The 21,613-nt window shown below is 33.9% G+C and carries 13 protein-coding genes, 1 pseudogene and 1 CRISPR repeat array; of the genes and pseudogenes, 12 read left to right on the top strand and 2 right to left on the bottom strand.

All coding sequences use genetic code 11. From position 1 onward, the window contains the following. Window position 1: 1 nt before the first annotated feature. From cas1 to cas4, 3 genes are read left to right on the top strand one after another with little or no spacing between them, the layout of a single operon-like run. Window positions 2-916, top strand: coding sequence for a CRISPR-associated endonuclease Cas1 (gene cas1, locus GFS03_RS04770; protein WP_153422749.1), 915 nt, complete (start codon window positions 2-4; stop codon window positions 914-916). Then, on the top strand, window positions 917-1,183 hold the full coding sequence (gene cas2, locus GFS03_RS04765) for a CRISPR-associated endonuclease Cas2 (protein ID WP_153422748.1): 267 nt from the start codon (window positions 917-919) through the stop codon (window positions 1,181-1,183). Next, complete coding sequence (cas4, locus tag GFS03_RS04760; RefSeq protein ID WP_153422747.1) at window positions 1,171-1,698, top strand: CRISPR-associated protein Cas4; 528 nt, start codon at window positions 1,171-1,173, stop codon at window positions 1,696-1,698. The genes cas2 and cas4 overlap by 13 nt, the downstream gene beginning before the upstream one ends. Window positions 1,699-2,529: 831 nt before the next feature. Here the strand turns inward: cas4 and csa3 (GFS03_RS04755) are convergent. Continuing rightward, window positions 2,530-3,234, bottom strand: coding sequence for a CRISPR-associated CARF protein Csa3 (csa3, locus tag GFS03_RS04755; RefSeq protein ID WP_153422746.1), 705 nt, complete (start codon window positions 3,232-3,234; stop codon window positions 2,530-2,532). A 302-nt stretch (window positions 3,235-3,536) separates the two neighbouring features. Continuing rightward, window positions 3,537-7,407: direct repeats of the CRISPR family, unit length 24 nt; unit sequence GCTAATCTCTTATAGAATTGAAAG. 622 nt (window positions 7,408-8,029) lie between these two features. Between csa3 (GFS03_RS04755) and GFS03_RS04750 the strand changes: the two genes are divergently transcribed. From GFS03_RS04750 to cas6, 8 genes are all read left to right on the top strand, one after another. After that, a complete protein-coding gene (locus GFS03_RS04750; protein ID WP_153422745.1) occupies window positions 8,030-8,392 on the top strand; it encodes a hypothetical protein in 363 nt (120 codons plus the stop codon). Next, entirely contained in the window at window positions 8,392-9,549 is a 1,158-nt protein-coding gene (locus tag GFS03_RS04745; RefSeq protein ID WP_153422744.1) for a DevR family CRISPR-associated autoregulator, read from the top strand. The genes GFS03_RS04750 and GFS03_RS04745 overlap by 1 nt, the downstream gene beginning before the upstream one ends. Before the next feature lie 16 nt (window positions 9,550-9,565). Beyond that, complete coding sequence (gene cas5a / locus GFS03_RS04740) at window positions 9,566-10,414, top strand: type I-A CRISPR-associated protein Cas5a (RefSeq protein WP_153422743.1); 849 nt, start codon at window positions 9,566-9,568, stop codon at window positions 10,412-10,414. Then, entirely contained in the window at window positions 10,407-11,525 is a 1,119-nt protein-coding gene (locus GFS03_RS04735) for a hypothetical protein (RefSeq protein ID WP_153422742.1), read from the top strand. Before cas5a ends, GFS03_RS04735 begins: the two co-directional genes overlap by 8 nt. Continuing rightward, entirely contained in the window at window positions 11,503-13,335 is a 1,833-nt protein-coding gene (cas3, locus tag GFS03_RS04730) for a CRISPR-associated helicase Cas3' (RefSeq protein ID WP_153422741.1), read from the top strand. Before GFS03_RS04735 ends, cas3 begins: the two co-directional genes overlap by 23 nt. Continuing rightward, entirely contained in the window at window positions 13,335-14,045 is a 711-nt protein-coding gene (locus GFS03_RS04725; protein WP_153422740.1) for an HD domain-containing protein, read from the top strand. The genes cas3 and GFS03_RS04725 overlap by 1 nt, the downstream gene beginning before the upstream one ends. Window positions 14,046-14,143: 98 nt before the next feature. Next, window positions 14,144-14,755, top strand: coding sequence for a CRISPR-associated CARF protein Csa3 (gene csa3, locus GFS03_RS04720; protein ID WP_153422739.1), 612 nt, complete (start codon window positions 14,144-14,146; stop codon window positions 14,753-14,755). 193 nt (window positions 14,756-14,948) lie between these two features. Further along, a complete protein-coding gene (gene cas6, locus GFS03_RS04715) occupies window positions 14,949-15,818 on the top strand; it encodes a CRISPR-associated endoribonuclease Cas6 (protein WP_153422738.1) in 870 nt (289 codons plus the stop codon). Window positions 15,819-16,618: 800 nt separating this feature from the next. Here the strand turns inward: cas6 and GFS03_RS04710 are convergent. Further along, a complete protein-coding gene (locus GFS03_RS04710; RefSeq protein WP_153422737.1) occupies window positions 16,619-20,938 on the bottom strand; it encodes a DEAD/DEAH box helicase in 4,320 nt (1,439 codons plus the stop codon). A 592-nt stretch (window positions 20,939-21,530) separates the two neighbouring features. On the opposite strand from GFS03_RS04710, the pseudogene GFS03_RS13705 reads away from it, so the two are divergent. Continuing rightward, window positions 21,531-21,609, top strand: a pseudogene (locus GFS03_RS13705) (AbrB/MazE/SpoVT family DNA-binding domain-containing protein); the annotation flags it as partial. Between the last annotated feature and the right edge of the window lie 4 nt (window positions 21,610-21,613).

Here is a 21,613-nt window from a genome sequence, read left to right as displayed (position 1 = left end):
AATGAGAACGTTAGTCATATCTGAATACGGAGCTTACGTTTACGTTAAGAGGAACATGTTAGTGATTAAGAAAGGGGATAAGAAGGTCGAAATTTCGCCCTCTGAGGTTGATGAAATATTGATAACAGCATCTTGTTCGATTTCAACTACTGCCTTATCTCTAGCCTTAACTCACGGTATAAGTGTAATGTTCTTGAACTCAAGGGATACGCCTTGGGGAATACTATTACCTTCTATTGTAACTGAAACTGTTAAGACTAAGAAGGCACAGTACGAGTGTGTTGTGGTGAAGAAGGACATTAAATACGGGGAGGAGATGATAAGTTCTAAGATTTTCAATCAGAGTGTTCACTTAAAGTACTGGGCTAGAATTACTGGAAGTAAGAACGATTATAAGGAGTTGTTAGGGAAGGATGAGCCAACTGCTGCTAGAATATATTGGCAGAATATATCTCACCTACTACCTAAGGATATTGGATTTGACGGTAGGGATGTAGATGGGGTTGATCAGTTCAATATTGCTTTGAACTACTCTTACGCTATACTTTACAGCATCGTCTTCAAATACCTAGTTATAGCTGGGTTGGATCCCTATTTAGGTTTTATACACAAGGATAGACCAGGGAAGGAGAGTTTAGTATATGATTTCTCAGAAATGTTTAAACCATATATTGATTTCCTATTGGTTAGAGCTTTAAGAAGTGGTTTTAGGTTAAAGGTTAAGGAAGGTTTAATTGAGGAGAGTAGTAGGGGAAATTTGGCTAAGTTAATAAGGAAAGGTATGGAGGAGAACGTTAAGGAGGAAAGTGATCATAATCCTAAGACGTTAATTCAAGCGATTAGGGCTCACGCTGTGAAGTTAGCGTCAAGCATTAGGGAAGGAAGGGAATATAAGGGATTTAGGTTGGTGATGTGAGTGAAGCTATTGGTAGTTTATGACGTTTCTGACGATAGTAAGAGGAATAAGCTAGCAAATAACTTGAAGAAACTTGGATTGGAGAGGATTCAGAGAAGTGCATTTGAAGGTGATATAGATAGTCAAAGAGTTAAGGATTTGATAAGAGTGGTTAAGTTAATTATTGACACTAATACTGACATAGTTCACATAATTCCTTTAGGTATAAGGGATTGGGAGAGAAGGATTGTGATAGGTAAGGAGGGATTGGAGGAATGGTTAGTGTAACTGACTTAAAGGACTTCACTCTGTGTAAGGTCATACCATGGATAAGGAAGAAGATGGGTTGGAGAGAGCCAATAACGAATAGTCAGAGGATAGCTAAGAAAGTGAATTTAAAGGAAATTGTGAGTGATTTCCCAGAACCTAAATATTATGAAGTACATTTAAAGGATAAGGATAGTGGATTAAACGGGATAGTTGACGTTTTGACTGAGGATAGTGTAATAGAGATTAAGGCATTTCACAGAAGATTCTACAACCACTTTAGAATACAGTTGCTAGCTTACGCTTACTTAGCTGAGAGAAATGGGTTTAGGGTGAGGAGTTCCATATTACTAATGAACAAGGAGAAGAAGATAAACATTGAGGTTAGAAGAGAGCACGTCGAATACATACATAAAGTAGTTAATCAGTTAATCGACAGTATAGAAGATGATAGTCCTCCTGTCGTCAATCCCTCACCCCTACTATGTAAAGCTTGTCAGTATAGGAGAGTTTGTCCAGTTAGCGTTTTGTTGTGAGCTAAATGCTTTGAATTTTTGCCCTTTTTACGTAGTTTAAAGAAGGTCAGAAAACGTGAAAATTTTTATCTATTTATTTAACGCTGAAGGTGATAATTAGCGTCTTCAAGATTGCTTACGCTAATACTGAACCCATTATTTAACACTATTGGATAAGACAAGCAGAGAAATATCTGTTTTGTATACAATGGATCGACAATGGTTTAGCTTCGAACGACACAAGTAGAGAAGTATCTCTTTATCTGGTTATTTGACGGGTGAAACTAGGTTTTCATGATTTAGCTCTATCAAATGTATACTTTACGTAAATTTACCTCAAATCCCTTAAACACCGAGATAGGTTCTCTTCAAATTTAAGTAACCGTAAATAGTTGAAGCGTGTTTAGTATGAATACGCCTTATCTTACATTGGAAAAATTAAACGTTATATACACACATGCACATCTCTATTACTTGTCTCTAATTTTTCAGTAAACTACTCAAATGTAATGGCTTTCTACTTAATGTAAAACAAGAGCTAATGGTTATTTCTAATAAGATTAAATTTACCTCTTTTTACCCTCTTCTAAGTTAACTATAAAGAACGCTCTAACCATAGTATTCTAGAACAGAAAAGTCTTTTGAGAGGTCGGGGTATCAAAACTACTCTAACCAAGTATTCTAGTATAAAGATTGCTTTTCCAAATAGTCAATGACCACTCGTCTGCTAACCATTTTTCTCTTCTAAGCGTTCTAACACCTTTATATACACATTTTTTCATATAATTCTAATAAGATACATCTCAGCTTGCATCGCAAACAACGTATAAGACTTTACTGATTCATATAATTCTAATAAGATACATCAGCTTCCTTTCCATTCTCTTCGATACCAAGACCCCTACTACTACTAACAAAACTCCTATTTAGTTTAATAACGTTCAACCCCAACTCATTTAGCTCAACCTTTCTATCCTTACCTTTCTGAATTAAAATCCCGTATTTCTTTAACTCAGCTACCTTGTTTATCAAAGTCTTCTCGCTCTTATTTAACATTTTTGCAAGTTCAGTTACACTAGCTCCTTCCATCTCATGGAGTACGTTAAGTAACTTCATTTCCTCCTTACTGTATTCCCTCATCAAAGCCCTCATTATGCCATCATTAAATGAAATAACCCTACTTCCCCCACCCTCATCTCTAACGTAAACTGTGAACTTCTTCCTACTCACAATAATCCCTAAGAGAATCAAAGTGTTTATCATTCTCATTCCCATTGTTAGATCACTTATTATTGGCTCTGGTAAAGGCAAAAGAAGATCTAAAATCTTAGAGAGAGCTGAATTGAAGTCAACTATGTCTATTTCGTAAACTTTTGGAAGAGGATAATTCAACTTGGAAATTTGAGCCCTCAAACTCTCTATTGCAGTATTAGTCCCGGAGACAATTGGTGAGGGAACAACAATTACCAAACTGTCTTCTTTTTGTGCTGAAGTTTCGTTTAGAAGTCTAAGGAGAAAAGTTTCATTAAATCCCATGGTGACAAAATATGACTTCATACAATAAATTAGTATTACCAACTCATAAATCTTTCTATAAATTAATAAAGTACTAAGAGGAGGAATTTCTAGGAAATTTGAATTTTTTGTCCCGTTTTTGTTAGTGTGTGTTGTTTTATGTTATTTCCTTAGGAGGTAGGATGTTAACCTAAACTCATTACCTCTATGAAGAATCCCTCACTCTCCTAAACTTAGTAGGGATTGAATTAATAATGATAAAAATTGGAAAGAAAAAGGGGAGAACAAAACTTATAAACAGAAAAGGAGAAAATAGTAGTAAATATGAGATTAATAAACCCTCAGCTAATCTCTTATAGAATTGAAAGTCAGTATCCTCACATAAACCAGAACAAGACCATTCAAAAGTGCTAATCTCTTATAGAATTGAAAGCTTTCGTGGCAAAGAGGGTATAAAGGCGCATACTATCTGTGCTAATCTCTTATAGAATTGAAAGCAAAGAGGCTATTATCATTTTGCGGCATACATAGGAGAGCTAATCTCTTATAGAATTGAAAGGATATTAGGGTCATATCCCCAACCCCTTTTCTTTCTCATTGCTAATCTCTTATAGAATTGAAAGTTTCGTGACAATGCATTTGACTACGTCTTTCTGTTTGAAGCTAATCTCTTATAGAATTGAAAGTACACTGTAGGACCTAATGATATATTAGTAGCTAATGTTTAGCTAATCTCTTATAGAATTGAAAGGCTACGTTTTCAGAAACTTGGGATTCAGTTACGTTAAGTGCTAATCTCTTATAGAATTGAAAGCGTAATGATGCTGTTCCACCATTCACCACCGCATATGCCACGCTAATCTCTTATAGAATTGAAAGCTTCTGCCTAACGCCGCTTGAACTTGCTCTAAAATTTGTGCTAATCTCTTATAGAATTGAAAGTCCTATCGAAGCTCCAATTTCAGTAAATCCAGTGGCAGCTAATCTCTTATAGAATTGAAAGGATACTCGTAAACTTCTCTCGCTATATCATCTTTTTCGATGCTAATCTCTTATAGAATTGAAAGATTATTAATATATAAATTTCAAGATATAGAGGACGTTAAGCTAATCTCTTATAGAATTGAAAGTGTATGGATTGTCACAAGCTATGCAGAAGAAGCTGAATGGCTAATCTCTTATAGAATTGAAAGCTTATGGCATATCGCACAAGTTGCTCTTCGGCCTTTGGGCTAATCTCTTATAGAATTGAAAGATCTGATTATACAACGGCAAATTATCTTTCAAAGAGATATGCTAATCTCTTATAGAATTGAAAGTCGATAAAGATACTATTTACTAACCTAGTTAGTTTGTTAAGCTAATCTCTTATAGAATTGAAAGAGAACATATATGCGTGGGCAACAGGCCCATGCCAGATTTACGCTAATCTCTTATAGAATTGAAAGTTGAGAAGTGCGTTCTTTGCGTTTTGCGAATACTGATACGCGCTAATCTCTTATAGAATTGAAAGTAACAAAATCGTTGTTGCAACCCATCACTGCATATAAATTGGCTAATCTCTTATAGAATTGAAAGAGTGAGAACGATAACTAGGGATAAACATGGCAACACTACAGGCTAATCTCTTATAGAATTGAAAGATTCCTGTGAGCCCAGCCAATATTCCACGAACAATGCCTTGCTAATCTCTTATAGAATTGAAAGAAATGAGTATTTGGAATCTTTGTTCCTGAAGGACTTGACGCTAATCTCTTATAGAATTGAAAGTCCTCAGTTTATGGCTGGACAAAAGCAAGTGCCGAATTACTCTGCTAATCTCTTATAGAATTGAAAGTGGTAATCAGCGGTCTCGTAATAGGTGGGGTTATTGCACCAGCTAATCTCTTATAGAATTGAAAGCTTCTTCTTCGGGTACTTGTTCTTCTGCCGGTTCATTTTTGCTAATCTCTTATAGAATTGAAAGTATCAGGCCGTTATTGGGTACTGCATTTATTTGCAATACGCTAATCTCTTATAGAATTGAAAGACAGTTGCGAATTTTTCACCACACCTAGTGCAATATTGCTAATCTCTTATAGAATTGAAAGTACTCAATTATTTTCACTGTTCTTCCCCCTTAGCTTTTTGCTAATCTCTTATAGAATTGAAAGTTATCGCCATTAGAGTACTACGAGAAAACGTATGAGGTCGGCTAATCTCTTATAGAATTGAAAGTTTGCTTCATCCACGCCCGCAACGGCAACGACAAAACGTAGGCTAATCTCTTATAGAATTGAAAGTTCACTAAGCTGAAGGAACCATGGCGTTTCTTCATATTCTGCTAATCTCTTATAGAATTGAAAGTTTGAAAGCCACAACTTGTCGGTAGTTGTTCTGTCGAAAGCTAATCTCTTATAGAATTGAAAGACTTTCAACTGCTTTTTGTGGGCTTGGTACCCATACTTGTGCTAATCTCTTATAGAATTGAAAGACTTTGCTCTCATCTAACACTTTTGCACAGAATAGCGAGGCTAATCTCTTATAGAATTGAAAGTCAAGATAGGTGCTAGCAATGCCATCTAATACTGATGCTATGCTAATCTCTTATAGAATTGAAAGGAAACTGAAGTTGTTCCAACTCCTAACTCTTCGAACGGCACGCTAATCTCTTATAGAATTGAAAGTAATATTATCCAGCTGGCCTTCAATTTCCTTTATTGCCAAGCTAATCTCTTATAGAATTGAAAGAAGTTTCATGGAATAAACTAGGTCCTAACGGAACTTTTGCCGTGCTAATCTCTTATAGAATTGAAAGATTTAGATGTCTCTGCAACTTAAGGGCGAAACCTTGGTAAGCTAATCTCTTATAGAATTGAAAGGTTCATTTTCAGACGCTGTTTCCTCCTCTTTTTCTGTTTCGCTAATCTCTTATAGAATTGAAAGGCAACTCATTCAATTTTGAGACTTTCTCTTCCAATTCCTTTGCTAATCTCTTATAGAATTGAAAGGCAAAAAACAACACTACTATCTTGACTTGAAGCTAGAGCGTAATGCTAATCTCTTATAGAATTGAAAGAATGTTATGCTGACTCCGACCAAGCTTACAACGCCACAAGCTAATCTCTTATAGAATTGAAAGAGATATACTCCTACAATTACTCCGAGACTGACCAATATTGCTAATCTCTTATAGAATTGAAAGAAGAAAGCGTCTAACCCTGTACGATCATCGTTACTTCCTTGCTAATCTCTTATAGAATTGAAAGGAATAAGTTAACGGAGCAGTTTGTACAATACCAGACGGCGCTAATCTCTTATAGAATTGAAAGACTTCCTTACAAATAAACAATCCTAACAAAGCAAATGTTAGCTAATCTCTTATAGAATTGAAAGCTTACTTTCTACTTTCATATCATATACATTACTCCAGCAAGCTAATCTCTTATAGAATTGAAAGATCTGAATTAGCTGGTTGTAAATCTCTGAGAAAAGGCTTTGGCTAATCTCTTATAGAATTGAAAGTTTAGCATTAATCGTTTGCCTTTGATGCTATTGTACCATTCTGCTAATCTCTTATAGAATTGAAAGATTATAAGTAAAATCATACCTAAGTGTTTAAAATTCATTTCGCTAATCTCTTATAGAATTGAAAGAACATCAAACGCCTTGGGCCACAGCTAAAAGGTGGTGAAGGCTAATCTCTTATAGAATTGAAAGCTTCCAATGACTCAATCTCCCCGACAAGTGCACTATTTTGCTAATCTCTTATAGAATTGAAAGGGTATAATTTCAGCTCTCGATATTATCAGTATTGACCCTAGCTAATCTCTTATAGAATTGAAAGGCAATAGTTCTCGCAATCATCTCAGACGCATTTATAAACGGCTAATCTCTTATAGAATTGAAAGTTACTCGTTGAATATAGTTGCACTTCCCTGGCGTTCTTTTGCTAATCTCTTATAGAATTGAAAGTCTTTGAGCTGGATGATTTTCGATGCTATCTCATTCTGTGCTAATCTCTTATAGAATTGAAAGCTTACACAATTTTTATCACAACGTGTACAATTAATTCAAAGCTAATCTCCTATAGAATTGAAAGGTGGAAGTCCTTAATACAACTGGCGCAGTTCTATGCTTAGCTAATCTCCTATAGAATTGAAAGCATCAGCTAATTCCGGTGCGTTAGTTAATGATTGCAAATACTGTAAAGCTAATCTCCTATAGAATTGAAAGAATTGACTCTTACATTGGCCAAATAGTCTTCAAAATTCTCGAGAGGCGTTGTCATGCATTCATCTTAGTCGATATATTACAGTGAAACTATATCAGGCTAGAAATTTTTGTGATTGATCGTCTTAACCTATAGGTTAAGGAATTGGAACGCGAAGGACGGTTTCTCTAGGGATTTTATCTTTGTATTTCTCCCTTCCCTTTTTATGGTTGAGTAATTTAGGTCTAGGAGATTATTTTTAGTTGTTTCAACGTTCTGACTCTATTTATTTAATTTAGGGAAGGTGAGGAGAAAGTCATTGTATGTCTTTTTAACACGTGTATTCTTTTTCAGGTATTTTCATTGATGTTTGAGGACTTAAAGGGGTATACATACTAGTTATCGCATCGTATTTTCTCATAGGTAATACTAGACGTAATTTATTATGGACTTTTGCGTGATACTGAGTATCATGGAGAATGCCCGTGATTTTTCATTTTAGTGAAAAATGACTACGGAAGATATACATTAGATCTTACTAGTAATGAAGGGAATTTACGTGAGATTTATAAGATAATTGAGATGTTAACGTTTAATAACAGATCCGCAAAATATATATATTTTTTACCTATAAAATATACGCGTATGAGTAAAGAGGAAAAGAAGGAGAAAAAAAGGTTTCTTGAATCTATCGTTAACTTGCTTACTGTTATAGCAAGGGGAAAAAATTACGGGATCTTAGATACTCTAGCATATGTCTCTGATGAATCAATTATTAATGCTGCTTTATACAACGCAATACGTTATGTTTCTACACAAAATAGCGTGTCGATTCCCTCAGAAAGAGAGCTTAATATACTTTTTGCTAAGGCTAGGAAAAATCCGGCTATATATAAAGAATTGGCAATAAGAGCATTATCTAGAGCTCTTAAACAAGATGAGTCTGAGCAAACGCCTAAAAGTGAACAAGAAGAGGCTAAACAGTCAACCCAAGGTGGTGGTCAATAATGTTCGTAAGTTTTGGTTTAAGGTTTAGGGTTAATGTAGAAGCAATGAACATGGTAGAGTCATTTGGTAATTATACAAGACACAGGACTGCTCCACTGCTAAGAAAAACTGATAATGGCTATGAAGTAGTTTTTGCACCAGTAGTTTCTGGACAAGCAATAGCGCACGCATTTATGAGGGCTTTAGCTGACTTAGAGTTAAATAAAATAGGAGTAACTCCACTGCAAAGCGGTAGTAGTGAGAGTGGTTCGCAACAAAGTAAATCGAGTAAGACTGAACCGAGATTGTGTGAGGATTGTAAGAACTATCAAACGATTGGCGGATTTTTAAAAAGATCTGGTGACGCTAACACACTTCTTGACAATAGAGTAAAAACGTGTATTGTAGATGATGTTACCGGTTTTATGGCTACAAAGTCCTCTTCTAAGTCAGAAAAAGAAGGTAAATCTAAAGCTATGGCTACAAAGTCCTCTTCTAAGTCAGAAAAAGAAGGTGAATCTGAAGCCGAAGAAAAGGGAAGTTCGATAAGGAGAACTTCAAGAATAATGTTTAGTTATATGATTCCAGATATAGATGCAGCAAGAGCAACTATCTTTCCACAGTTCCACGTAAGGTTTAATAATATAAAAAATGAAAATGCCATATTTCAGATAGAGAGTGGTTCAGCAGTTTACATGCTAACAATACATGTTAATGTTAGTGGAATTGGTCAATTATCTACTGAGCAATATGTAGAGGACAGAATAGACAGAGTAGACAAAACGTTTACTGCTTTAATGACCATGTTTAGTGGTTCATATATAGGTGCTAAACATGCTAGGTATTTGCCAATCATTGAATTCTTAGGGGGAATTGCAGCTATTTCGAAACCTATGCCGTTCTCTGTATCTCCTCCTAAGAGGTATGATTACGTTGCTGATACCTTGCAGAGAGCATATGTTTACGTTAATAATATAAAGGATGAATGCATAAAGATATTCTATTTTGATAACGAGGAATTAATTAAGGTAAACGAAAATAAGCAAACAACAGAAAATCAGAGTCAGACTCAAGGTTGTATTGTTAATGTTACAAGAAAAACCTCCTTAGAGGAATTAATCGCTGCTGTGAAAGAAGATGTAATGGAAGAACTGAAAAAGAATTCAAATAAAAAGTAACACATCAGTGAGTGCAATGAGTGATTTAAGCCTTATTCTAGTCAAGGTAGGTTTTTATAGTAACTTTATATCTGTTCCACCCTTAGTTAAATCTTCTCAAGGTTACGTTGTTCCTCCCCCTACAACGTTGGTTGGTGCTCTGAGTTATCCATATTTTGCAAAAGATGGAGTTGAAACTGAAAATTCGTATTCAATTACGTATAAATTATTAGATAATGTTAAATATGCATCCTTTTGGGCTCCTACATATGCTATAACAACCGATATGGAAAGAATATTTACAATGTTTATACAGAAGTCTAGTAGACTTAAAATGATTGGAAATACGAAAGAGGTTGTTGATTGTTTAAGACAACCAGATCAATGTTCAGAGGAGCTTCGGGGGACAGTAAAAGGAATGTATGGTATTGGTACGAGAAGCTCAGTTTATTATGGAGGTGAAGCGTATATTGCATATATTGTTAATGACGAGAAGTTGGCTAAATACGCTTATGGCATAACAAGGATTGGAAGAAAAGAGTCGTTAGTTTATATAAGAGATGTAAAAGTGTTTAAAGTCAAAGATTTAATTATTGACGAAGTAAGCGACTTGAAAACGAGATTTTACTTCCCCCAAAGGTTAGCGTTGAATACAACGATGTGTGAGATCGTTGAAATGCCAATACTTGATAAGGAGAATTTTACAAAAGTAATTTATCCTAAGGATGATCAGTTCTGTGTACCACCGCCTTATTTACCGGTGCCTAGAGGAATGGTAGTAGATGTTACTAGTGATGCCGTAGTCCTTGATGTGAATAAAGTGGAGAAAGTTGTTGAGAGTAATCAACATCTAATAATACCGAGAGAGGTGATAGGTAATGCCTAAACGCTCGGCAGAGCGTATAATTATCACGCTTAATAATTTGTGGAAATTTAAGAATTTATTACTCAGTCAGTATGTTAGGCAAGCAATCCTATTGGCACATAAAGTTGATGTTTTCACTCAAAAGGTGCCATTAGCTGATGAGGATCAGTTAGATCAATTTATCAAAAATGTTAACATACTTCTAGAGGCTCTTAAAGCTAAGTATGTAAAATTAGGATTGAATAAAGAAGCTAATGTCTCTGACATCGATTTATTAAAGCTCGAGAAAAGTGATTTTGATGAAAACAATTTCGTTCCATTGAAGGCTGTTCGACAAAGTAAGAAAAGAAAAAGTAAAAATCCCAATAATTCCGATAAGAAGGAAATTCTCAATAATTCTAAATATAGGTTGGAATTTAGTGAGTATGGAAGAATCTTCGGGGGACAAACTAGTGCAATTAGAAATATAATAGGCGTTAACAAGGCTGTTGCTAAATTAGCAAGGATCGGTGATCTATCTACAGCCGTTGATGAAGGTAATGTGTTCATCGATATAGTATATCCAGAAAGAGTTTTATTTGATAATATTGAAAAAGCTCTAGATTACTCTAAAGAAGTAATAAGAAAAAGAAGTGAAAAATCTAAATTAAGTGAAAAGGCAACGTTAATGGGGGTAGCCTCGGCTTATGCATTAGCTTATATGCAAGCTATTGAAAAAGACACGCAATATAAAGCTCTGCTGGGTTTTATCTATTTTGATCGCAGTTCTAAAGATGGCAGTTCTAAAGATGGCAGTTCTAAAGATGGCAGTTCTAAATTAGTATATTATTACATAACAGACTTAATGAAAGTTATCTGGAAGCTAAAACTAGCTAATTCTATTTACATGTTAACATCTAAATATAGATATGAAGAGGATGACAGTAATGCTATAAGGACTTTAATAGAGTTACTTTCAAATGCAATTATTCAATATATAAACGTTCAAGACGTTAGTTTATTTTATCCAATTATTAGAGGATTAACAAGTAATACGGTAAATATTGCCGGAGAGAAAATTTACGGTAATGAATGGAAAAATATTAAAAATGATATACTAGGCATCTACGATGGGAACCATGAGAAAAACTAAAGGAAGAAAAGGAATAGAGAAACTAATTGAAGTTGTAAGAAGAGAGAAGAAAAAGGGGGGCAGATTACCGTTTTTTATAGTTGAATTTCCGACAGGTTATGGAAAAACGAAAAGTGTCCCTGAGATATTCAACGAATTATCAGATGAAGGTTGGGCAGAAAACGTTATACATGTTCTCCCTTTGAGAGTCTTAGTACGTAATTTATTGGAGGACTTATATGAAATGCGCTTATATAATAAAAACGGACCTATTAACCTAGCTTATCAGATGGGTGATTATATACAGAGTCTTGATTATAAAAAAGAAGATCAAGGGAAGGAGAATAATGAACAATATAAACCAAAGAAGAGACCTCTATTCGATGCTGACTACGTCCTAACTACAATGGATTCTTTTGTACACAATTTCTTCAAAGCCCCTATTACTGAGTTGTTTAAATTTAATAAACACTATTTCCTTCCATTAGGTAAAATATTTACCTCGTTAACGGTTTATGACGAAGCCCACATATATTTTAAGAACGATGAGAACGAAATACCTACATTATTTTACGCTGCATTAGAGGCTCACTGGTATATGAGGAACCCTGTATTAATACTTAGTGCAACATTACCAGATGTTTTCTTTAATACAGAAGTGCTTAGTCAAGATAAATATATTAGGTTAAGGCTTGGCGAAAAAGACGAGGATAAGAGAAATGAGATCATTATACACGATGAGGAATTTGAAAAAGAAATGCTAAGCGTTGTATGGAAAACCCAAACGATTAAAAAAGAAGATATCGTTAATAAAATTAAGGAGTTAGTTTATGAAGGAAAGAGAGTCTTAGTAATCATAGATAGTCTAAAAAAGGTTATGAAGATTTATAAGGAGGTGTGCAAGGATCTATCTCAAGGTAATGAGTGTGTACTAATTCACGGGAGATTGATTAGAAAGGACAGAGATGAGGCTGCTAGTAAATTAAGGACGGCAAAAGTCGTGTTAGGGACTAGTGCAATTGAGGCGGGAATTGACGTATCCTTTGACGCATTGATAACTACTGCAACCAACCCTAACTCCGTTGTTCAAAGAGTGGGAAGAGTTTTCAGATATGGCAATAAAGAGGGAAAATGCGACAATAAGAACAATGAAGCAGAAATATATATTGTTGAAGAGAATAACAACAAGATAATTGAATTCATAAAGGAACATAAGATGAAGATAAATTGGAGACTACCTTATAAAAAGGATGGCTACGAGGTTTCTTACCTAGATTTGATAAGGGCTACCTCGGATTATTATTATAGGATTGACTACAAATTTATGTACAACTTAAAGTCAATTTTAGCACCTCTCTATACGCCCAATGAAGTTATAAATAGGTTTTTGCGAAAGAATAACTTTTCTCTAACAAGAAGCTTAATTGAAGTTTACGTCAGAGGAATAGAAGATTTTAAGAAAATAATTTCACAAAAGCCAGACGAAAACTCTAATAAAAAAACTTCAGAGCGGGAAGAGTTCAATAAGATAACTATGGAAATAATGAGCAACTCATTAGTTTTAGGGATAAATGAGATTAATGGAAGAATATTCAAGTATGTTGAAGGAATTGGTTACCTAACTCCCGAAGGATACAAGGTTATTGAAAAGAGTCCAAAATGTGATTTCGAAAGATTGTATAAGGAGCTTATGGGTAAGAAGAAGATACAAAGAAGTAGAGAAGTTGAAAAATTATATGGAAAGTTTATAGAAGAATACAAATCGACTCCTATTCTTATCCTTAGAAAAGATAGATATAAGGAACATGTTGGTTTGAGGGTGAATAAGTAATGGCTTGTTTAGCATATTATCCTAATGATAATAAAAATGAGAAAGAGGAACTCTACGAAGTTCACGCTACAGACGTTGTAAACTATATGAGAGATAACTGGTTCTTTGAAAAATTAGTAAACGTTATATCGAGAAGGGCAAATCTTGATAAAGATGAAGTTCATGATTTAATTCTGCTTTCTGGTTTCCTTCATGACTTAGGAAAAATTGATACAAGATATCAAGAAAAACCAACCGGACACTATACAGATCATGAACTCATAAGTGCTCGAATAATATTACTTGCAACGAGAATAAGTTGGGATGATATGGAACCTACTAATATAACTAAATCGGAAAAAAATAAAATGATTGGAGTGATGTTAATTAGACCAGTCCTTTTGCATCATTATGCTAAAAGGGATTACTCAGAGGTCTTTAGGAACATAAATAAAAACATTAAATTCCAACCTTATGAAGAGTGTCTAGACGTGATAACACGAATGGATGTGAGCTTTCTCAGAAGTGAGCTTGGTAGAGAAATTGTAGACAAGATAAACAACTTACTGATCAAAAAGAAGGAGATAATAGTAACTGTAGACAAGCGAATGTTACCAATCGACATGAAATATAGCTTTTACAGATTTATTTCGGCTTCAGTACTTTCCTTACTGAATGAAGCTGATGGGAGAGTTGCAATTAAGAACAGAAATTCTAAACCACGAAGATAGAGAAGTATTTCAGACAGATCTAGCTCACTTAACACGATATATCCTACTCTTTTCCCTAAACCAGAAAAATTTAATATCTTATTTTCCGTGTATAGGGTATGATACTGATCTTTACACTTGGGTTTGACGAGAAGTTTCAGTATAGAGCGTTAATGAGGCACGGTAAAAACGTTGAAAAAGTCATTATAGTAGGTAGTTTTAGAGAAGAGAAGGCTAAAAAGGCGTTGGAATCTCTGACAAACTTTATAAAGACTGTTGAAGTTCCTTATGAGGTTGTTGATGTAGACCCTATTGACTTCGAAAACATAGTTACGAAGGTTGGAAAGGTTATTCTACAAAATGCGGGGAAAGAATTTGTAGCTAATTTGAGCGGAGGTATGAGGCTGATAGTTTTAGGAGTATTTTCTGCTTTTCTACTGACTGGAATAGATGCTGTTATTGAGATCGAGACTGAGGACTTCACAAAGGTTTACCAATTTAAGATGAGCGATGTTACTTTTACTTCCCTATCCTTGACCAAGGATCACTTGGCAATACTGAAGGCTATTAAAGATGGTTATTCGTCAGCTAACTCAATAAGTAAGACTACGGAAATTTCCTTAACTACAACATGGAGGAGGTTAAACGAGTTGAAGAAAGAGAAATTAATTGACGATTCGAATAAACTTACAATGAAAGGTAAGCTCTTGTTGGAAATTTACGGGCCTTAATTTTTCATAAGTATGAAAAAATCGTTTCGTACATATGAAAGCGAAGTTTATATAGACTCATAACTATATGATACATTGTGACAGAAAAACAAGAAACGAAAGAGAAGGAGGAAATCATGGAGAGAGGGAATGAAAGAGTTATTAAGGATTTGAGGTTAATTTCAGATTGGGAGTTGATGAGGTGAGGAAAGTGATGCCATTAATTTTTAGGATAAGGTATAGCGTTACGCCTCTGCAAGACGTTATTTTACCTACTCCCTCATCTAAGGTGCTGAAATATTTGATACAAAGTGGAAAAGTACTCCCTTCGTTAAGAGATTTAATTGCATCTAGAGATAAATACAAGCTGATTTTTATCTCCCATCTAGGTTCAAATCAGAGGAGGATTTTCCAGACGAATGGAAGCTTGAAGACTGTAAAAAAAGGTACAAGGCTTTCTTCAACAATTGCCTTTTCTACTGAAACTAACGTTTTGACTGAAATTGTAGATGAGGGGGTTTTCGATACTGTTTACGGTAAATTTCATCTAAAGATCGAGGATGTAGAAATAGTTGATGTTGAGAAGTTGAATAAGGGAGTTGAAAATTACATGAAGGATAATATAGTGGTTAGATTTATTTCCCCTGCAATTCTTTCATCTAAGGTTTTGCTTCCTCCTTCTCTTTCTGAAAGGTATAAGAAGATTGACGCTGGTTACTCGACTTTGCCTTCAGTTGGTTTGATAGTTGCTTATGCTTATAAAACGTATTGTAATTTGATCGGGAAGAAGGAAATTGATGTTAGGGCGTTTAAGCTTGGGGTTCTCTCTAACGCGTTATCCAGGATTGTGGGATATGATCTACATCCGGTAACTGTTACCATTGGTGAGGATAGTAAAGGTAATTTGAGAAAAGCTAGGGGTGTTATGGGTTGGATCGAGTTCGATATACCAGAAGAGAGATTAAAGAGGAGGGTATTGAGGTATTTGTTGTCCTCTTCCTATTTTGGTATAGGAAAGAGTAGGGGTATCGGTTTTGGGGAGGTTGCGGTGGAGTTTAGGAAATTAGAGGAGGAGAAGAAGTGAGTTACAATTTTTATTATATAAATTATTTGTTGCTGTTGTTAGGATAATGAAGTAGTGCTGATTGTATATAGAGACAAATCAGGTGAAATAGTTACGTATCTCAATTTCTGCTTCTTAATAAAAAGGAGGTATATATGCGTGTATTAGGTATATTATCTTCTCTCAAATAAATCAGATTTAGTAATTTTTAATTATTTTTACCTTATGGAAGGTAGGTCACTGATTCAAAGGTAATTGTAGAGTTTTCTGATTAAGTCAGTATAGTACTTTACGACGTAGATTTACTTCAAATCTACTAATACTAAGATCAATTCTCCTCAAAAAGATTTAAGCGATCGTAAACACACTAACCGTATGTAGTATAAAAAATAAGCCTTTTCTTGCATTGTAAAAATTAAAAGTATTATGCTATACGTCATTTTCAAGAAAATACTACTACTATTGTATTTCCTAGTCTTCGTGATAAGTTTATCTCTTTCACATGAAGTGGTATTGTAATGCTGCAGAGCACTAATATCCCGACTGACTAATCAACACTTTTACATGAAGTGGTATTGCAATTGTTTTTTGAGTCATGTCATGAGTCAATTTTACTTGAAGATGACTCATTTCAGGCGTCAGAGCTAATGAATGCGTACCCTAGATAGATTACACTCACCTTTAAATCTATGAAAATCTACTCTATCAAGTAAGATTTTTCTAGTCGATCTACAGAATACTCTTTTAAATCTATTATAAGAATTAAAAGAAGGAGCTTATCCTTAAGAAATTATATAACGCTGAGGGAATCTCTGATTGCTTTACCTTTGGAATTTAACAAGGACCGGAAAATCATTAAACTTATACTTCTCTACAAGTAACAGTGATAAGTACTTTATTTTTAGCTCTGAATTTTGCGGTAATAATATCTCTCTATATGATATCATGATACCACGGGTCTCAACTAAAATATCATCATCAAGTAAGAAAGAGATTTCTTGAGAATAACTATCTAAATATTTATTTAAGTCATTGGTGATTTTCTCTGAATTAATTTTCTCTATAGCTTCATTTATTTGATTTAAGATTTTGTCAGAGTTAGAATTCCATAAGTCTATTTGATAATGTTGACGGAGTGAATTAATTACTTCCTGTAATGATTGGTATGAATTCAGCTCGTTGATTTGCTTAACTATGTCTATAAATGATAGCACATCATAAAGGTTGTTAATTTGAATCATTTTAAGTACAGTATGATATTTCATTAGAGAGTTCAATAATATAACTAGTTTTTTAACTCCTATAAATTCCAGAATGTAGTGTTGCCAATAGAGGGTCTTCTTTAATGAGTCTACTATATTGCTAGGTTTTCTCGAAACTGATACCTTAGAATAAGTTTTTCCCAATAAGGCCTTTTCAACACCTTCTTTGGTACTTAGTTGTTTAGCCAAATAATTATCTTCTTGTAAAAATTGTAATCCCATGCATTCAATTATTTTTCTGCTATCTATTTTATCTATTTCTCTGATATCTCCTTGTCTGCAGTTATAGGGAATGCTCCATAAAACGTACGTATTGTTATATGGAATTAATACTATTTGCCGAGAAGGAACGATTATAATGTTGCTTTTGATATCTATAAATGCGTCTTGATCTAGTGTTAATGGGTTATCTGAGAGGATTTTAGAAGCTAGGATTTTAGGGTAACATACTTTTAATTCATATATTGAATCTTTTCTACATTCACTCAATATTTTCTTGATATTTATCATGTTAGAAGCGTTCTTAGTTTCATCATCGTGGGTTCTTTCACAAATAAAGACCCCTTCATAGCCTATATCTAGGTCCATTCTTAGTGGGACAGGTTGATAGCAGTCGACGTTTATCTTGATTGATTTAATTTTGTTCCCTTCTACTAATTCGATGTTTTTAGCGTCGATAATTTTTCCGACTGAACGGAGGAGTAGTTCGTTGTCCTTTTTCTCTAAAAACACAACGTCTATTCGTGTATTAGGTTTTTTGATGTATGATAAGAATTCCGTGGATATTGGTGGTGAATTGGTTATGTTTTTGTATTTCTCGTTATTGGATAATTGCATGTTAGAGTTCAACTCAATGAAATACTTTGAGTTTTCTTTCTTTAACTCTGTTCTAAGTAGATTAGACCAGTCCTCTGTGATCAGTAAACATATTGGCTCACTATCTCTATTCTGTTGAACTGGTTGTTGGGTAGTGTTTAATGTGCTCATTACATTATTAATAAGATTTTCATTATTTATAATTTTATGGTCTTTGATCCTTTCAATAACTTCCTTGATTATAGATGAGTCAAAGTATTGAATAAATATTAAGCTATCTTTGTTACTTTGTTGTAATTCTCCAATAACTTCACTATTTTCTTGATCAAATTCCCTTAATTTCTCTTCTAAGAAGCTGACCATTTTATCGTCTTCATTAATGTCGATGCGAGTGACCTTCTTTATACCGTTATTTCGTAAGGTTCCTTCGATTTGATCTAAGTCTTCTTTTCTACCAATGCAATATACGTTACTATCCGCAGTGATATGGTTAGTAGTTAATAATTTATTAAGAGAATAGAAACCTGGGTAAATGTTAAGTGAGAAAACGAAAACTAGATCGAGATTATTATAGCGCAATGGGACTAAGAAAACGTCCTTATTTGAGAAGTCCTTTAACAGAGTGGTTATTTGTTTGTAGGCTTTTATAAGTTGTAAGAAGGATACTGCGTAATCCTTTATCTCTTTAAATCTTACATCATTTACGTAAATCCCGTTCATTCTAAGCAGTATCGTGGTTATATCGTCAAAATGTATGTTACTTACGTCTTTTTCTATACTTTCTAGGTTAAGTGTTTTATTGTTGCTAAAGTTTAATGACGCATTATCAAATATTGTCTCTAGTGCTCCAGTGAGCTCCCATTCCCAGAAGATGACGTTTTCGGTGTCTTTGTCTATATAGAATCTTATTAAGGGAAAGTAAATGTTGTAATTTCTTCTGAGAATTAAATTTATTAATGATATTATTTGCTTAAGGTTTTCTTTTATCTCATTCCTTAATTTATCATTAATCTCGACATACTTTCCCGACTTCATGGTGTATAAGTAAAGTAAGGGGAAGTTGTATGCGTAAGTTACGTCGTACACGCTAACAATAGGTTTTTTACAATATATTGAACCTAGAGTTTTATTGATATCATTTAGATACCAAATGGTTCTAACTGGAAAGATTCTCACTATATAAAGGCCTTTTGTTAATTCTTCTATTAGCCTAATACCTAATTCAACGTAGGAGACGAGTCTATAGGAGTATATGTCATCTAGTAACGCATTCTTTAAGCTATTTAAATCTTGAATGCTATTATTACTATAATAATAATATTTGTTCTTATACTTTTTGTATTTATTAATTAGCTTGATGATTTCCCGTTCTATCCCAGATACGGTTTGAGGACTTTGATAACTCTGTTTAAGTAACTCAACTATACTCTTTTCATAAATTTTATTCCAGTCCGTTTTCACTATAACAGATTCAGTTGCTATATCTATTGACCCTACTTGATAATAATTTACAAAACTAGCTTTGTCTATTAGTTTGACGACTTGATCGTCTAATATTACTTTAACGTTGTCTGAGTGCCATCCGTAAAAGGTAGCCTGGATCGTTTTCTTATTTTTACTTGTTAAAATTCTCATTCGTCTGGCTAAATCTTGAATTTTTTCGTTTTCCTTATTGATTACGTTTTTATAAATGTCTTCAACTAGCCTGGTGAACTTGTTGTTTTCTTTCAATAAAACTGTAGTTTCCGGCCCTAAATTTTTCCATTTCTTGAATAATTCCTCGGGATTATCACTGGCAAATATAATGAGGTCAGAGAGGGTTAACGGTATGATTACAGTTTCAGTTGTAGTTATATTTGGATCTCTTCCTTTTCTCCCTTCTCTCTGAAGGTACTCAGATATGCTTGTAGGCATACCGTAGTGTATGATCCTTGTAACGCTTTTTATATTGATCCCTTGACGAAGGGTTATAACTGATATGGCTAGGTTAACTTCACCCTCTCTTAGTTTAGCTTCAATTTCTTCTCGGTTTGGTACTAATGAGTGATGAATGACTACTTTGTCTTTTTGAGTTGAAATTTTAGAATATAGGTAGTCTGCCCATTTTATTGTGGGTGCAAATACGATGGTTGTATTACCGGAGTTGATATATTGATTTAAAAAGTTTGATAGTAAGTTGTTATCATCTCCTTTTTTGAATATTCTTATATTCGTATCGAGTGTTTTTATCACTTGAGTTATTTGATCACTTATCTCGTTACTGAAAAAATATTTCTTTAGAGCGTGAAAGATCTCTGAGGTACTTAAACCTTGATTCTTGCCTAAAACTATCTTAACTTTGTTTTTGGGCTTTCTTGCATTACCTTCAATTGTTATAATTTCTTTACCATCGCTTAATTTCTCTAATATAGTCTCCTTAATGTCAGAGAGGTTTAAGGTAGCACTCATAATGACGAATTGGGGAAATTGAGTTCTAAAAATATCTTTATAGAGAACCTTTAGTAGGACAAGAAGTTTGTTTGCGTCATTTGTTCCATAAAAATCGAATTCGTCAATGACTATTAGATTAACATCTTTGTATGGTAAGAGTCTTTCTTTATTGTGTAGATTTCTAGCTATTTTCTCAGGGTTTGTAATTAAGATGTTAAATGGATAATGAAGATGTTTCGGTGTTTTGTTGCTATCATACATTTCCACTAGATTGGGCATTTTAAGGCATGCCTCACCTGCATATTTTGTTAATCTGCTGAACTGATCATTGCTCAAAGCTCTTGTGGGATATATAAGGAGAGTCTTGAAGTCCTTTTGCCCTTCCTTAAGAATTTTATATATCACATATGAGAACCACGCTTCCGTCTTACCCGATCCAGCTTGGGCTTTCAATATTACGTTATTCCCCTTCTTTAACTCATTAAAAGCTCTAATTTGATGTTCATAAGCTTTGAATGTAAAGGGTTCACACTTAAAATTAACCCCAATTAATTCGTTAAAAGTGGTATTGCTAGGATTGTTCAAAGGGACTTCGGGTTCCTCAAATTCATAAGTTAACAAATCATCTGTCATTCTTAATACTCATTTATACAAAGGTATTATATATTATTTTTCTTTTAACATTACACTTACTCAGCATAATGTTATAAAGTTCTAGAGGATTACATGTTTTTGGATTTACAATAGTGAAGATACTATAGTAGTTTACGAACGAAAAGAAACTAAAACCGGAAATGATACTATGAAATAGTGAAGATACTATTTATAGTAGTTTACGTAAATTTACCTTAGACCTTAAATACTGACATGGATTCTCTTCGAAAAGATCTAAATAATGGCAAATAGTTTAAGCGTTGATGGTATAAATAAGCCTTAAATCTTACATCGGAAAAATTAAAGGTATATGCTATACGTCATTTTCAGAGAACTAATAATACTATTCTTTTATTAGATGTTAATAGATGTAAACGTTTTAATTAATGGTTCATTCTTCTAGATAATATTTATTGTGAAATAATGACTATGATAATTATGATGATAATCAACTTAATTCCAGAGTGACGCGTAAAAACTAGTAGAAAAATTGCTAGAGAGAGTTATATATTCCTTTTCCCTAAAACATACTATAAGAAGAGTGATATGAAAGGTTACAAGGAACTTTCAAGTGACTATACCTTACGAGATTAGAGAAGTGCTAGGAATAAAAGAGGGGGGACTATATTGAGTTCTCAATAGAAAACAGTGAGG

Origin of the sequence: Sulfolobus sp. E5-1-F, from assembly GCF_009601705.1 — an archaeon.
Classification (GTDB): domain Archaea; phylum Thermoproteota; class Thermoprotei_A; order Sulfolobales; family Sulfolobaceae; genus Saccharolobus.
This window is presented reverse-complemented; position numbering and strand designations above follow the sequence as displayed.